Source organism: Salinicola sp. RZ23 (assembly GCF_003206675.1).
GTDB lineage: Bacteria > Pseudomonadota > Gammaproteobacteria > Pseudomonadales > Halomonadaceae > Salinicola > Salinicola endophyticus.
This window is the reverse complement of record NZ_PZJK01000014.1, coordinates 80035-92661: the sequence shown is the minus strand read 5'-3', so window position 1 is coordinate 92661 and position 12627 is coordinate 80035. Positions and strand designations below refer to the sequence as shown.

Genomic DNA, 12627 nt, shown 5'->3' with positions numbered 1-12627 from the left:
CGAAGTGTGGTGCATCGCGGGCCGCGCCGCCATGCTCGATCCTGCCAAAGGTCTGCCGGATTCTGCTTATGGAAAGCTGATTTCGGCACGTCTTGCGTAAAAAACGTGCACAATACCCCGAAACCTAACTACACTTAGCCCTCCAGGCGGCCGTCATCCCGGTCCGCCGGGCCACAAGATACCGCAGCGCAGGGGACCCGCCGATGCTCGAGATACGCTCACCACTGCTCGACCGCGCGCCGTCGGCGGCGCCGGCCGGCCGCATGCCCAACGACACGGTCTCCGCTCGTCGACTGGCCGAGGCGATCGCCCCGCTGGTCAACGGCGAAGGCTTTCTCGATACCGCCGTGGAGGGAGTGCGCCTGATCGCTTCGCACTGCAGCTATCCACGTACGCCGCTGATCTACGAGCCGGGTATCTTCGTCATCGCCCAGGGCGACAAGATCGGCTACCTGGGCGAGCGGGTGATCCATTACGGGCCGGGCAACTATCTGGTCCAGGCGCTGCCGATGCCCTTCGAGTGCGAGACGCGCACGCCGGAGAACGCACCGATGCTGGGAATCAATATCGCCTTCGATCCCCTCACTCTCAGCGAGCTGGTGCAGCAGTTGCCCGAGTCGGGGCGCGAGCTCGGCGACCCGGCGCCGATGGCGGCGGTGGAGCTGGATACGACCATGGAGGCGTGCGTGCTGCGTCTGATCGACTGCCTCGGCGACGCCACCGAGAGCCGGGTGCTCGGCCCGGGGCGCGTGAGAGAGGTGCTGTTCGCCGCGCTGCGCGGGCCCCAGGGGCCATCGCTGCGCCAGCTGGTGCAGCGCCAGGGCCAGTACGCGCGGATCATCGACGCCCTGAACTATCTGCATCACCACTTCGCCAGCGGGCTGACGGTGGAGACCCTGGCCGCCCAGGCCAACATGAGCGCCTCGCACTTCCACCACCACTTCAAGCGCACCACCCAGCAGTCGCCGCTGCAGTATCTCAAGCGCCTGCGGCTGCTCAAGGCGCGGGCGCTGCTCGGCCAGCAGCGCATGAACGTGGCTCGCGCCGCCAGCGAGGTGGGCTATCGCAGCACCTCCCAGTTCAGCCGCGAATACAAGCGCTACTTCGGCGTCAGCCCCTCCCGGGGGTGAGCCACGGGCCCATGTTCGGGGCGCGGCAGGCAAGGCCGCGCCTGCGGACCGAGGTCAGAGGCCAGCCAGCCCGCGGATCAGGTAGTAGCCGCCCACCACGGTGACGATCCAGCGCGTCCAGGTGCGAAAGCCGCTGTCGCTCAGGCGGGTCAGAATCAGGTTGCCACTGCGCGTGCCGAGCACCGCCAGCGGCAGCCCCAGCAGTACCCAGCCCCACGCTTCTGCGCCCATGGCGGCGGCGGCCTGCCAGTAGAAGACGATCTTCAGCGAGTGCGCGATCACCTGGATCGAGGCCTTGCTCGCGACCACCGTGCGCCGGTCGAGATGGGTCCGAATGAAACCGATGTCGATGGTCGGCCCCGACACGCCCACGGCGATGGTCAGGCCGCCGGAGACCACGCCACAGAGCACCGCATGGCTGGGGCGCGAGACATCCAGATGGAACCAGCGCCTGGGAATCCACACCATCACCGGCATCAACCCGAGCACGATCAGCACCACCGTCTCGCTGGGGTGGTAGCGCACCAGCGCCAGCGCCAGCGCCGCGATCGCCACCCCGACGGCGATGCCACCGACGATGCGCCAGTCGATGAAGTGTCGCGACAGCCACGCCCGCGAGGCGTTGGCGGAGAGCTGGACCACCCCGTGCACGGCGATCGCCGTCGCCGCCGGCAGCCAGGCGAGCAGAAAGCCGAGCAGGACCAGCCCGCCAGCCATGCCGAATATCCCGGAGAGCACCGAGGTGGCGAAGACCACGCCCAGAAACAGCAGTGAAATGGGTAGGGTCATGAAAGGTCTATACTCCCAAAATAGTCCTGCCCCGGCCCGGCCTCGCGCGCCGGCGCGCCCTTGACCCGACAGTTGTTCACTGAAGGATGATCCGCATGCCCTGCCCCACCCGCTCGCAGCACCCGCTTTGCCGATTCTCGCTGGCGTTCCTGGCCGTCGCCGTGACGACCTCGCTGGCCCTGACCGCACTGCCCGCCCGGGCGTCGAGCCCCGCGGCCTGGGAAGACCAGACCCGCGACGTGATCGCCCAGTGCACGGACGCCAGCCAGTTCACGGACGCCGAACCGGCCGGCGCGCCGGTGCTGTTCGACGATGAGGCCGGCACCACCGCCCTGCTGCTGAAGGGGCACTACCCGCAGCAGCACATGAACGGCCGCGCGGGGCAGGAACTCTGCCTCTATCTGCGCGCCAGCCAGGAGGTCTTCATCGCCCCCGCCGACAAGCTCACCGCGGGCGCGGACGCCCTGCCGGATACGCCGACGGACACCAGTGACAACGCTAGCCAGGCCAACACGCCGGCCGGCACGGGTGACGCCGCGCCCTGAAGCGTAGCCAGGTTCTGCACCTGGAGTCCTCGCGCGCAGGCAGGTGCCGTACAACGCCTAGCGCGTGCCCAGCAGGCGCTGGTAGAACGCCAGATCCAGCCAGCGCTCGAACTTGTAGCCGACCTCGCGCACGGTGCCGGCGTGGCTGAAGCCGAGGCGCTCGTGCAGCGCGATGCTGGCGACATTGGTGGCGTCGATGCCGCCAATCATGCTGTGGTAGCCCTGCGCCTCGGCGCGCCTGATCAGCGCCTCCATCAGGCAGCGGGCCACGCCACGCCCGCGATAGTCGCGATCGACGTAGACCGAGTGCTCGATGCAGTAGCGGTAGGCGGCGTGGGGCCGAAACGGCCCATAGCTGGCGAAGCCCATCAGCCGGCCGCTAGCCTCGTCGAGCACGCCGAGGATCGGCAAGTCACCTGCGTGTTTGGTGCGGAACCACTGCTCGATGACATCCAGCGTGCGAGGCTGATACTCGTAGAGCGCGGTGGTGTTGAGAATGGCGTCGTTGAAGATCGACATCACGGCGTCGCCATGGGCGTCGAACTGGCACTCGATCGGGGTCATGCGGGGGCTCGTCCATATCATCGTGATTCGGGTCGACGCGCCTTTGCAGGGTCGCGTCGCAAGCGCCGGCAGCGGGGGCGCATCGAAAGCGCAGGCGGCGCGCGGGTGCCGCCCGCCGGCGGGATCAGTAGAGTGCCGTCGCGCGCAGCGTGGCCAGCGCCCGCTCGCGGCTATCCTCCAGCACCAGCCGATCGCCGCGGCGCGACAGATGCCGGGTGCGCGAGAGCACGTCGAGCCAGTCCTGCTCCTGCCCCTGCAGCGCCCCGGGGCAGGCGCGGCGGGTGGTACCCAGAGCCGAGAAACTCAGTGCATCGCCGGTATGCTGGTAACGCCCCATCAGCCGATTGCAGCCGGTCGAGCCACGCACGTGGCCGGCGGCGTTGAATACCAGATGCGCCTCGCGCTGCTGGTCATCCACCACCGCCGACTCGCCGCCCAGACTCTCCAGACGCCAGTAGGTATCGACCAGTGACTCGCTGGACGCCGGCGCAGTGTGGCCGGCACAGCCACCGAGCAGGCTTGCCAGCGCGAGCCCCAGCAGGGCGAGACGCAGGGAGTTGGGCAGCGTGAACATAGATAGAGACCTCCGGCGACGGATAGGACGGCGCGCCGCCTCGGTGGCACGCCGCTCGCAGCGGTGTGTACGAAAAGTCGGCGAGCGCAGGCCGTTTTCGTACAGAACCTGAGGCTATCTTCGCCCGACCTGGCCACTGTCGACAACTCGCGCCCCGTTCCGGGATCAGGTCAGTGGCTTTCGATCATCGCGGTCAGGTCCTCGGCGATCAGCGGCAGGCTCTCGCGCCAGGAGAGATACGGGGTCGAGGCGGTGCCGTTGATGAGCACCGCAAAACTGCCCCAGCGCCCCTCACGGGTGCGGAAGTAGCCGGCGATGGCGCGCACCGTGACCGGCTCGTTGAGAGTGCCGGTCTTGAGCATCACGTGATCCTGGAACACTTCGCTGCCGCGACGGATGAAGTGCATCGGCCCGTTGGTCGGCACCTGCATGCCGGCGACGAAGGTGGGGAACAGCGAGGCGTTGGCGTACATCGCCGCCAACAGCGCGTCCACGCTGCGCGCCGAGACGCGGTTCCCCGGGGTCAGCCCGCTGCCGCTCTTCAGCGTCGCTGGGCCGTGCCCCGGCAGGCCGGCGGCGAAGCGTTCGAGCATCGCCCCGGCGTCCGCCAGCTGCTGCTGGGAACCGACGGTGAGATCCATCGCCAGGGTGTCGGCCATGAAATTGTTGGAGTAGTTGAGGGTGCGCAGCAACAGCTCCTGCAGCGGCTTGCCTTCGACCGCGGCGAGCTGCGTGGCGGTCACCGGGGGCGGCTGCTGGCTCACCGCATAGCCGCGGCCCACCGCCACCCCGGACTGCTGCAGCAGCGCCAGCAGCGTCTGGCCGGTCTGGTCGGCGGGGTCGGAGCTGGCCTTGTAGATCGCCTGGGGGAAGCTGTCGGCCGGAATCTGACCACTGACCTTGAGGGTGTCACCCTGGCTGTCGGTGACCCGCGCGGCGGAGAGACTCAGCGGGCCGTTGGCGGCGACCGTGCGCACCTGATTGTCGACCCGCAGGGTCGGCGTCACGGTATCGCAGCTGGTGATCCGTGCCGGCTGGCCCACCGCACCCGGCGCCACCGTGGCGCACCAGCTGCCGTAGTTGATCGCCGCCGACGACAGCAGCGCGCTGTAGGCGTTGGTGCCACGGGTCCGTGTCTCGCAGCGGTCGGTGGTGGTGCAGCGCACCGGACCGAAGCGCCACTGGCTGATCACCAGTTGGCCATCGACACGCTTGACGCCGCTCTCGCGCAGCTTCTGGATCAGCCGCCACAGCTCCTCGGAGGTGAGCGCCGGGTCGCCACCACCCTCGAGCACCAGGTCTCCGTGCAGGGTGCCGCCGGGATCGACGCTGCCGACCGAGACGAAGCGGGTGGTGAAGCGGTGCTGCGGGCCCCAGCGGTCGAGCGCCGCCGCCGCGGTATAGAGCTTGGTCACCGACGCCGGCGACAGCGCGCGGTCGGGGTCGAGCGCCCCGAGCACCTCGCCGCTGCCCAGCAGGCGTGCCTGGGCACTGATCGCAAAGCCCTTGTCGGCGAGCTGGGCGACGTGATCGAAACCCGCCGCCTGCGCGGCCAGCGAGAGCGTGGAGAGCGAGACCAGACAGGAGGCCAGAAAGCCCCGATACAACGCTTGCCGCATGATGAGAACGTCCGCACTGGGTGGAATGATTAGCGCATTAGTCAAAACCGATGCGCCGAGACTAGTCGAGATCGACCGCATAGCGCCACAGCGTCTGGCCACTCTCGGCATACTTGCGCTCGAACGGGGTCAGGAAAGCCTCCTCGGGGGTGAACGCGCCCCACTCGCCACGCCGGCCGCACAGTGTTTCCACCGCCAGCGCGAACTCCTCGACGTAGATCGCCCAGTTGGAGCGCAGCTCCAGCCGGCCGCCCAGCGCGATCAACGTCGGGAAAACCGGGTGACCGTGCCAGCGCTTCTTGAGCTGGGCACTCTTGGGATAGGGGTTGGGATAGAGCAGATAGTGGTGCGCCGGGCGCCAGCCGGCATCCTGGGCCAGACGCCAGAAGTCGACCAGGTCGGCGCGTACCAGCAGCGCATTGACCGGCAGCTCGCCGTGGTCGCGGGAGAGCCGCTGCTCGCTGCGGTCGACCCCGATCACCGCGTGGTCGGGATGGGAGAGCGCCAGACGCCGGGTGGAGAGCCCCACCCCGCAGCCGGCATCGAGGATCAGCGGCTTGCCGCTGGCGGTGAGCCAGGCCGCGGCGACCTCGAAGGCGTCGCGGGTGTGCTGGGCCGGCGGACGTTGCCATACGCTGGCGCGTGCACGCGCGACGCGCGCGGCGAGATCGCGATGGGGCCCACTCTGGTTACTGACGATAGCGCGCGAAGACGATTGCATGGCAGGAACACTGACGACCGGAAAGACCCGCCAGTCTACCAGCCTGAAAGCCGACGATCCTGCCACGCGAACCCTCCTCTCGGCACGGCCGCGGCATGACGACACGCACGCGCGGGTGTATCATCCCAGCCCACATTCAGCCAATCTTGGCAATACGCCCTTCGAAGGCAGGCGCGGTTCACCGTGTTTCGTCGATTCCCGCGATCGGCACGCGCCCTGTCGGGAGACGCCCTTTCTCGTCGCTGCGTCACTCCCTGTCTCGAAGAGCCCGATTGCCCCCAACGCTCACGAGGGACGTGGCTTGTCACATTTACCGGTGATCGTCGGCATGGGCGGCGTCAATGCCGCGGGAAGAACCTCCGGGCACCACGCCTACCGCCGCACGATTCTCGAAGCCCTGCCAGAGACGGCACAGACCCAGACCCTGGTGGCCCTGGCCACCCTCATGCGCCTGGTTACCCGCAGCGCGGATGGCGGCTGGGAGAACGCCGAGGGCGAAGCCCTCGACGCGCCCCAGATCGTCGCCCGCTATCGCGAGCACATCCTCGCCCACACCCTGATCCGCCGCATCGAGAGCGACGCCTTCGGCGCCGCGGGCATCCCCGGCAACCGCGAGCTGGCGATGACCTTCGCCGAACCGGTGCGCTTCACCACCTCGCGCCGGCAGCTGCCGCAGCCGCTGCCGGCGGGCTGGGAAGTGCGCGAGATCGACCGCCACACGGTCGAGGTCGCGGTGCCCGCGGGGGCGCTGCAGGCGCTGCTGCCGGAGCGCCGCCAGGCCGCCGTGCGCGCCGCCGGCCAGCTGCCGCTCGGCTTCGCCCCGGACACCTTCTATCGCAGCGTGCACCACCCGCGCGGGCTGTCGATGGCGATTTTCGGGGTCAGCGACTGTCTCGGCCAGAGCGGCCTCGACTGGGAGCGCGTGCGCGGCCAGCTCGACCCCGATGCCATCGCAGTCTATGCCGGCAACTCCATCGGCCAGCTCGACGATGCCGGCTGGGGCGGCATGCTCAAGAGCTTCGTCACCGGCAGCCGTACCACCTCGAAGCAGATGCCGCTGGGCTATGGCCAGATGCCGGCCGACTTCCTCAACGCCTACGTGCTCGGCAGCGTGGGCGCCACCGGCGCGATCCAGGGCGCCTGTGCAACCTTCCTCTATAACCTGCGTCTCGGGGTCGAGGATATCCGCCAGGGCCGCCGCCGCATGGTGATGGTCGGCACCAGCGATGCCCCGGTGACCCCCGAGATCATCGAGGGCTTCCGTGCCATGAGCGCGCTGGCCGACGACCAGAGCCTGATGGCGCTGGATGCGCTGGAGCTGCTCACCGACGCCGACTACCAGCGCGCCTGTCGGCCGTTCGCGCGCAACTGCGGCTTCACCATCGCCGAGGCCTCGCAGTTCGTGCTGCTGATGGACGATTCGCTGGCGCTGGAGACCGGCGCCCAGATCCTCGGCGCGGTGCCGGACGTGCACGTCAACGCCGACGGCTGGAAGCGCTCTATCTCGGCCCCGGGCATCGGCAACTACATCACCCTGGGCAAGTCGGTCGCTCTGGCGCGTTCGATCCTCGGCGACGACAGCGTGCGCCAGCGCACCTATCTGCACGCCCACGGCACCAGCACGCCCAAGAACCGCACCACCGAGTCGCACATCTTCGATCAGGTGGCGCGCGCCAACGGCATCGAGAACTGGCCGGTGGCGGCGATCAAGGCATTCATCGGCCACTCCCAGGGCAGTGCCGCGGGGGATCAGATCGCCAGCGCCCTGGGCACCTTCGCCCACGGCTATATTCCGGGCATCCCGACGCTGGATGCGGTTGCCGACGACGTCTTCGCCGAGCGCCTGCGCTTCTTCCGCGAGCCGCTGGCGTTCGAGGCCGACGCCAGCTTCATCAATGCCAAGGGTTTCGGCGGCAACAATGCCACCGGGCTGCTACTCTCGCCGGCAGTGACCGAGCGTCTGCTGGTCAAGCGTCACGGCCAGCGCGCGGTGGATGCCTGGCGCGGGCGCCGCGAGCAGGCGCTGGCCGCCTCGGAACAGTACCGCGAAGCCGCCGACAGCGGCCGCTTCGAGGTGATCTATCGCTTCGGCGAGGGCGTACTCGAAGGCCCCGAGCTGGAGGTGGGTGCCGACGCCATCCGCATCCCCGGCTATGCTCAGCCGGTATCGCTCAAGGCCGACAATCCCTTCGGCTCGCTCGAGTGAGCCCGCGCGAGCGTGCGCTGCGGCGGCAACCGGCAGGAGAGTGAGTGCATGAATACCGTGGTCTATCCCGGCACCTTCGACCCCATCACCAACGGTCATCGCGATCTGATCCAGCGCGCCGCGCGGATCTTCGACAAGGTGGTGATCGCGGTCGCCGCCAGCCCGCGCAAGCAGCCGGCGCTGGCGCTGGCCGAACGCGAGGCGCTGGCACGCGACGTGACCGCCGACTGGCCCAATGTCGAGGTGGTGGGCTTCGACGGCCTGCTCACCGAACTGCTGACACGGCTCGACGCGCGCATCCTGCTGCGCGGGGTGCGCGGCGCCACGGATTTCGAGTACGAGCTGCAGCTGGCCAACATGAACCGCGCCCAGTCGCCGGACGTGGAGACGCTGTTCCTGACCCCGGAGATCCAGAACTCCTATCTCTCCTCGACCCTGGTGCGCGAGATCGCGCGCCTCGGCGGGGACGTTTCCCAACACGTATCGCCGTGCGTGGTCGACGCACTCCGCCGGCGCTTCGCGATAGACGGCGCCTGAGCGCCGCGAGGACAGCCACATGGCCCTGATGATCACCGACGAATGCATCAACTGCGATGTCTGCGAGCCGGAGTGTCCCAACGACGCCATCTCGCCCGGCGAGGAGATCTACGTCATCGACCCCGCGCGCTGCACCGAGTGCGTCGGCCACTTCGACGAGCCCCAGTGCCAGCAGGTGTGCCCGGTCGACTGCATTCCGCTCGACCCCGAGCGCCCGGAGACGCGTGAGCAGTTGATGGAGAAGTACGAGATCATCACCGCCGCCTGAGCGGGTCGCGGTGACCGCTGCGCCAGCGCACGCCTCTTCCCCGCCTACAAGGATGCCCGTGGCCAGCCAGGACACCCCCCGCTACTCCACCCGCCACGTCTGGACGCTGGCGTGGCCGATCATTCTCTCCAATATCACCGTGCCCCTGCTGGGGCTGGTGGATACTGCGGTGGTCGGCCATCTGCCGGATTCGCGCTATCTCGCCGCGGTGACCCTCGGCGCCACGCTGTTCAGTTTCCTCTACTGGGGCTTCGGCTTCCTGCGCATGGGCACCACCGGCCTCACCTCGCAGGCGGTGGGCCGCGAAGACGACAGCGACGTGCGCCTGCTGCTGGCCCAGTCGCTGGTGATGGCGACGGTGATCGGGGTGATGCTGATCCTCTTCTCGCGACCACTGATCGCCGGCGGGCTGTGGCTGCTCGATGGCAGCGAGACGGCGATGCAGCTGGCCGCCGACTACGCCCATATCCGTATCTTCTCGGCCCCAGCGGTGCTCGCCAACTACGCCATCCTGGGCTGGTTCATCGGCCAGCAGAAGACGCGTATCACCCTGGCGATCCTGCTGCTGACCAACGGCGTCAACATCGTCCTCGATCTGCTGTTCGTAGTCGGCTTCGGGCTGGCCAGCGATGGCGTTGCCTGGGCCTCGCTGCTCGCCGACTACACCGCCCTGGCCTTCGGCCTGTGGCGGGTAGCGTTGCACTGCCGTCAGCTCGGCGGCTCGCTGTCGCGCCAGGCGCTGCGGGTGTGGGCACACTACGCCGCGCTGATCCGGGTCAATCAGCACCTCTTCGTGCGCACCCTGGGCCTGCTGTTCGCGCAGGCGTTCTTCACTGCCCAGGGGGCCAACTTCGGCGATACCACCCTGGCCGCGAACGCGGTGCTGTTGCAGTTCATCATGCTCACCTCCTTCGCCCTGGACGGCTTCGCCAATGCCGCCGAGGCGCTGACCGGGCGCTCGGTGGGCCGGCGCGCTTGGGACGACTTCGGCGACGCGGTGCGCGCGGCAGGCAAGCTCTCGCTGCTGGTGGCAGGGGGCGCGATGGCGCTGTTCGCCCTCGGCGGCGACTGGCTGATCGCGCGGCTCACCGACCTGCCAGAGGTACGCGCCACCGCCAGCGACTACCTGCCGTGGATGATCGCCATGCCGCTGCTGGCGGTCTGGAGCTATCTGCTCGATGGTGTCTTCATCGGTGCCACCGAGAGCCGCGCCATGCGCAACTCGGTCTGGCTGGGTCTGGCCGTCTATCTGCCGGTGTGGTGGCTGACCCGGGGCTTCGGCAACCATGGCCTGTGGTTCGCGTTCCTGGTCTTCACGCTGGTGCGCTCGGCCACCCTCGGTGCCTGCTATGTGCACTATCGGCGAACCCGCTGGCGTGCCGCCCCCAGGGCCGAAAGTGCCGCGGAATCAGTCAGCTAGTCGTCGACCAAGGTTGACTAATCAAGGCTCGGGGAATGCATTAGGCTGTACTGAAAACAACAGCGAGCCCCGTCGCCATGCTGCAGAAACTCTCCCGCCCCGCCATCAAACTGGTCGAGCGCTACCTGCCCGATCCCTATATCTTCGTGCTGCTGCTGACACTGGTCGCCGCGCTGGCGGCGGTGCTGTTCGAGCAGCAGTCACCGCTGGCGGTGATGCGCTACTGGGGTGACGGCTTCTGGGGGCTGCTGGCCTTCTCGATGCAGATGCTGCTGGTGCTGGTCACCGGCTTCATGCTCGCCAGCTCACCGCCGGTCAAGCGCCTGCTCGACGCCCTCGCCGGCCTGGCCCGCTCCCCCGGCAGCGCGATCGTGCTGGTGACCCTGGTGTCGCTCGCCGCGAGCTGGATCAACTGGGGCTTCGGGCTGGTGATCGGGGCGCTGTTCGCCAAGGCATTGGCGCGCCGGGTAAGGGTCGACTATCGCCTGCTGATCGCCAGCGCCTACTCCGGCTTCGTCGTCTGGCACGGCGGCCTGGCGGGCTCGATCCCGCTCACCATCGCCACCCCGGGCCACTTCAGCGAGGCCCAGATCGGTATCATCCCCACCTCGCAGACGATCTTCTCGCTCTACAACCTGCTGATCGTCGGGATCCTGTTCGTGGTCATGCCGTTGATCAATCGCTGGATGCTGCCGGACGAGCGCGAGAGCGTCTACGTCGAGCCGTCTCAGCTCGCCGAGCCCGACAGCGCCGCGCCGACAGGCACCCCGCGCCCCGCCGACCGGCTCGAGAACAGCACCCTGCTGTCGTGGCTGGTGGGCATCCCGGGGCTCGTCTATCTGATCCACTACTTCGTCTTCGCCGGCGGCGGGCTCAACCTCAACAGCGTCAACTTCCTGTTCCTGTCGCTGGCGATCGTGCTGCACCGCACCCCGCGCAGCCTGCTGACGAGTCTCCAGGAGGCGATCAAGGGCGGTGCCGGCATCGTCATCCAGTTCCCCTTCTACGCCGGCATCATGGGCATCATGATGCAGTCGGGGCTGGCGCAGTCGCTCTCCGAGATGTTCGTCGCCATCGCCAGCGCCGATACCCTGCCCTTCTGGTCGTTCATCAGCGCCGGCGTGGTCAACCTGTTCGTCCCCTCCGGTGGAGGCCAGTGGGCGGTGCAGGCGCCGGTGATGCTGCCCGCGGCCCAGGCGCTGGGCGCCGATGTGGCGCGGGTGGCGATGGGGGTGGCCTGGGGTGACGCCTGGACCAACCTGCTGCAGCCGTTCTGGGCCCTGCCGGTGCTCGCCATCGCCGGGCTCAACGCCAAGGACATCATGGGCTTCTGCCTGATCCAGCTGGTGGTGACCGGGGTGATCATCGGGTTGGGCCTGACGTTCTTCTAGGTCCCGTTTGAAAAGGACTACGCTCGGCAATACGGCGTTAAAAATCGGCTCACTGAACAACGTTCAGAACGTCCGAAGGACGGCCCGAAGGGCGAGCGGAGCGAGTCACATGCTCATTTACACCCTGTAAACTGGAACGCCAGCCCGGTCCGTCTTCGCCGATTTTTGCCTTGTCTTGCCTTCGCTCGTCAGCTTTTCAAATAAAGCTCATGCCCATAGGTATCGTGTCTGAACGCACCGCAATACGGGTAGTCACCCCGGATCTGTGGTACATCTGGCCCACGACAATACTGGGTCAGACAACGCCGAGGACACCGTGACGCCCGACGATTTTCCGCGACAGCACGAGCTGTCGATGACCGTTCTGATGACCCCCGACATGGCCAACTTCAGTGGCAAGGTGCATGGCGGGGCGATTCTCAAGAAGCTCGACGAAGTCGCCTACGCCTGCGCCAGCCGCTACTCCGGCAGCTATGTGGTGACACTGTCGGTGGATCAGGTGCTGTTCAAGCAGCCGATCCATGTCGGCGAGCTGGTCACCTTCCTCGCCATGGTCAATCATGTCGGTCGCTCGTCGATGGAGATCGGCATCAAGGTGCTGGCCGAGTCGATCCAGGAGCACGTGATTCGCCACACCAATAGCTGCTACCTGACCATGGTGGCGGTCGACAGCACGGGACACCCGGTCGAGGTGCCACCGCTGGCGTTGAAGACCCCGATACAGAAGCTACGCTTCGAAAAGGCCGCGATGCGCAAGAAGCTGCGCAAGCAGGAAGCCGAAGAAGAGCGCAACGCCACGACCGCCTACCGCCAGGGCCACCACGACGAGTGAGCCCCGGCGGTGGCACCGACAAGGAAGTCCG

The 12627-nt window shown here is 67.8% G+C and carries 13 protein-coding genes; 8 read left to right on the top strand and 5 right to left on the bottom strand.

What is annotated here, in order from left to right:
• Positions 1-203 precede the first annotated feature (203 nt).
• On the top strand, positions 204-1130 hold the full coding sequence (locus DOM67_RS14380; protein ID WP_232825274.1) for an AraC family transcriptional regulator: 927 nt from the start codon (positions 204-206) through the stop codon (positions 1128-1130).
• A gap of 54 nt (positions 1131-1184) precedes the next feature.
• On the opposite strand, the gene DOM67_RS14375 is transcribed toward DOM67_RS14380, so the two are convergent.
• Complete coding sequence (locus DOM67_RS14375) at positions 1185-1919, bottom strand: TSUP family transporter (RefSeq protein WP_110677116.1); 735 nt, start codon at positions 1917-1919, stop codon at positions 1185-1187.
• A gap of 95 nt (positions 1920-2014) precedes the next feature.
• On the opposite strand from DOM67_RS14375, the gene DOM67_RS20010 reads away from it, so the two are divergent.
• Complete coding sequence (locus DOM67_RS20010; protein ID WP_198651827.1) at positions 2015-2464, top strand: hypothetical protein; 450 nt, start codon at positions 2015-2017, stop codon at positions 2462-2464.
• A 57-nt stretch (positions 2465-2521) separates the two neighbouring features.
• On the opposite strand, the gene DOM67_RS14365 is transcribed toward DOM67_RS20010, so the two are convergent.
• From DOM67_RS14365 to DOM67_RS14350, 4 genes are all read right to left on the bottom strand, one after another.
• A complete protein-coding gene (locus DOM67_RS14365; protein ID WP_110677115.1) occupies positions 2522-3028 on the bottom strand; it encodes a GNAT family N-acetyltransferase in 507 nt (168 codons plus the stop codon).
• Positions 3029-3152: 124 nt separating this feature from the next.
• Complete coding sequence (locus DOM67_RS14360) at positions 3153-3602, bottom strand: META domain-containing protein (protein WP_110677113.1); 450 nt, start codon at positions 3600-3602, stop codon at positions 3153-3155.
• 170 nt (positions 3603-3772) lie between these two features.
• Positions 3773-5221 (bottom strand): D-alanyl-D-alanine carboxypeptidase/D-alanyl-D-alanine-endopeptidase, encoded by a 1449-nt coding sequence (dacB, locus tag DOM67_RS14355; protein WP_110677111.1) that lies wholly within the window; start codon positions 5219-5221, stop codon positions 3773-3775.
• 61 nt (positions 5222-5282) lie between these two features.
• Positions 5283-5942 carry an SAM-dependent methyltransferase gene (locus DOM67_RS14350; protein ID WP_110677109.1) on the bottom strand — a complete coding sequence of 220 codons (660 nt, stop codon included), beginning with the start codon at positions 5940-5942 and terminating at the stop codon, positions 5283-5285.
• Positions 5943-6270: 328 nt separating this feature from the next.
• On the opposite strand from DOM67_RS14350, the gene DOM67_RS14345 reads away from it, so the two are divergent.
• The 6 genes from DOM67_RS14345 (at position 6271) to DOM67_RS14320 (ending at position 12596) form a co-directional block, all read left to right on the top strand.
• Positions 6271-8148 carry a beta-ketoacyl synthase gene (locus DOM67_RS14345; RefSeq protein ID WP_110677314.1) on the top strand — a complete coding sequence of 626 codons (1878 nt, stop codon included), beginning with the start codon at positions 6271-6273 and terminating at the stop codon, positions 8146-8148.
• Positions 8149-8196: 48 nt separating this feature from the next.
• On the top strand, positions 8197-8685 hold the full coding sequence (gene coaD / locus DOM67_RS14340; protein WP_110677107.1) for a pantetheine-phosphate adenylyltransferase: 489 nt from the start codon (positions 8197-8199) through the stop codon (positions 8683-8685).
• Positions 8686-8704: 19 nt separating this feature from the next.
• The gene (locus DOM67_RS14335; protein ID WP_035475834.1) at positions 8705-8953 is read left to right on the top strand and encodes a YfhL family 4Fe-4S dicluster ferredoxin; all 249 of its coding nucleotides are present in this window, start codon (positions 8705-8707) and stop codon (positions 8951-8953) included.
• 58 nt (positions 8954-9011) lie between these two features.
• Positions 9012-10373, top strand: coding sequence for an MATE family efflux transporter (locus tag DOM67_RS14330; RefSeq protein WP_232825273.1), 1362 nt, complete (start codon positions 9012-9014; stop codon positions 10371-10373).
• Between the two features lie 77 nt (positions 10374-10450).
• Entirely contained in the window at positions 10451-11764 is a 1314-nt protein-coding gene (locus DOM67_RS14325; RefSeq protein ID WP_110677103.1) for a short-chain fatty acid transporter, read from the top strand.
• Positions 11765-12119: 355 nt separating this feature from the next.
• On the top strand, positions 12120-12596 hold the full coding sequence (locus tag DOM67_RS14320) for an acyl-CoA thioesterase (RefSeq protein ID WP_110677101.1): 477 nt from the start codon (positions 12120-12122) through the stop codon (positions 12594-12596).
• Positions 12597-12627: the final 31 nt, after the last annotated feature.

What these genes read in the sequence shown, in the direction of transcription:
- DOM67_RS14350 (WP_110677109.1), bottom strand. Translation starts at nt 5,942, where the DNA reads ATGCAATCGTCTTCGCGCGCTATCGTCAGTAACCAGAGTGGGCCCCAT.
- DOM67_RS14365 (WP_110677115.1), bottom strand. Translation starts at nt 3,028, where the DNA reads ATGACCCCGATCGAGTGCCAGTTCGACGCCCATGGCGACGCCGTGATG.
- DOM67_RS14380 (WP_232825274.1), top strand. Translation starts at nt 204, where the DNA reads ATGCTCGAGATACGCTCACCACTGCTCGACCGCGCGCCGTCGGCGGCG.
- coaD (WP_110677107.1), top strand. Translation starts at nt 8,197, where the DNA reads ATGAATACCGTGGTCTATCCCGGCACCTTCGACCCCATCACCAACGGT.
- DOM67_RS14325 (WP_110677103.1), top strand. Translation starts at nt 10,451, where the DNA reads ATGCTGCAGAAACTCTCCCGCCCCGCCATCAAACTGGTCGAGCGCTAC.
- DOM67_RS14360 (WP_110677113.1), bottom strand. Translation starts at nt 3,602, where the DNA reads ATGTTCACGCTGCCCAACTCCCTGCGTCTCGCCCTGCTGGGGCTCGCG.
- DOM67_RS14320 (WP_110677101.1), top strand. Translation starts at nt 12,120, where the DNA reads ATGACCGTTCTGATGACCCCCGACATGGCCAACTTCAGTGGCAAGGTG.
- dacB (WP_110677111.1), bottom strand. Translation starts at nt 5,221, where the DNA reads ATGCGGCAAGCGTTGTATCGGGGCTTTCTGGCCTCCTGTCTGGTCTCG.
- DOM67_RS14375 (WP_110677116.1), bottom strand. Translation starts at nt 1,919, where the DNA reads ATGACCCTACCCATTTCACTGCTGTTTCTGGGCGTGGTCTTCGCCACC.
- DOM67_RS20010 (WP_198651827.1), top strand. Translation starts at nt 2,015, where the DNA reads ATGCCCTGCCCCACCCGCTCGCAGCACCCGCTTTGCCGATTCTCGCTG.
- DOM67_RS14345 (WP_110677314.1), top strand. Translation starts at nt 6,271, where the DNA reads ATGGGCGGCGTCAATGCCGCGGGAAGAACCTCCGGGCACCACGCCTAC.
- DOM67_RS14335 (WP_035475834.1), top strand. Translation starts at nt 8,705, where the DNA reads ATGGCCCTGATGATCACCGACGAATGCATCAACTGCGATGTCTGCGAG.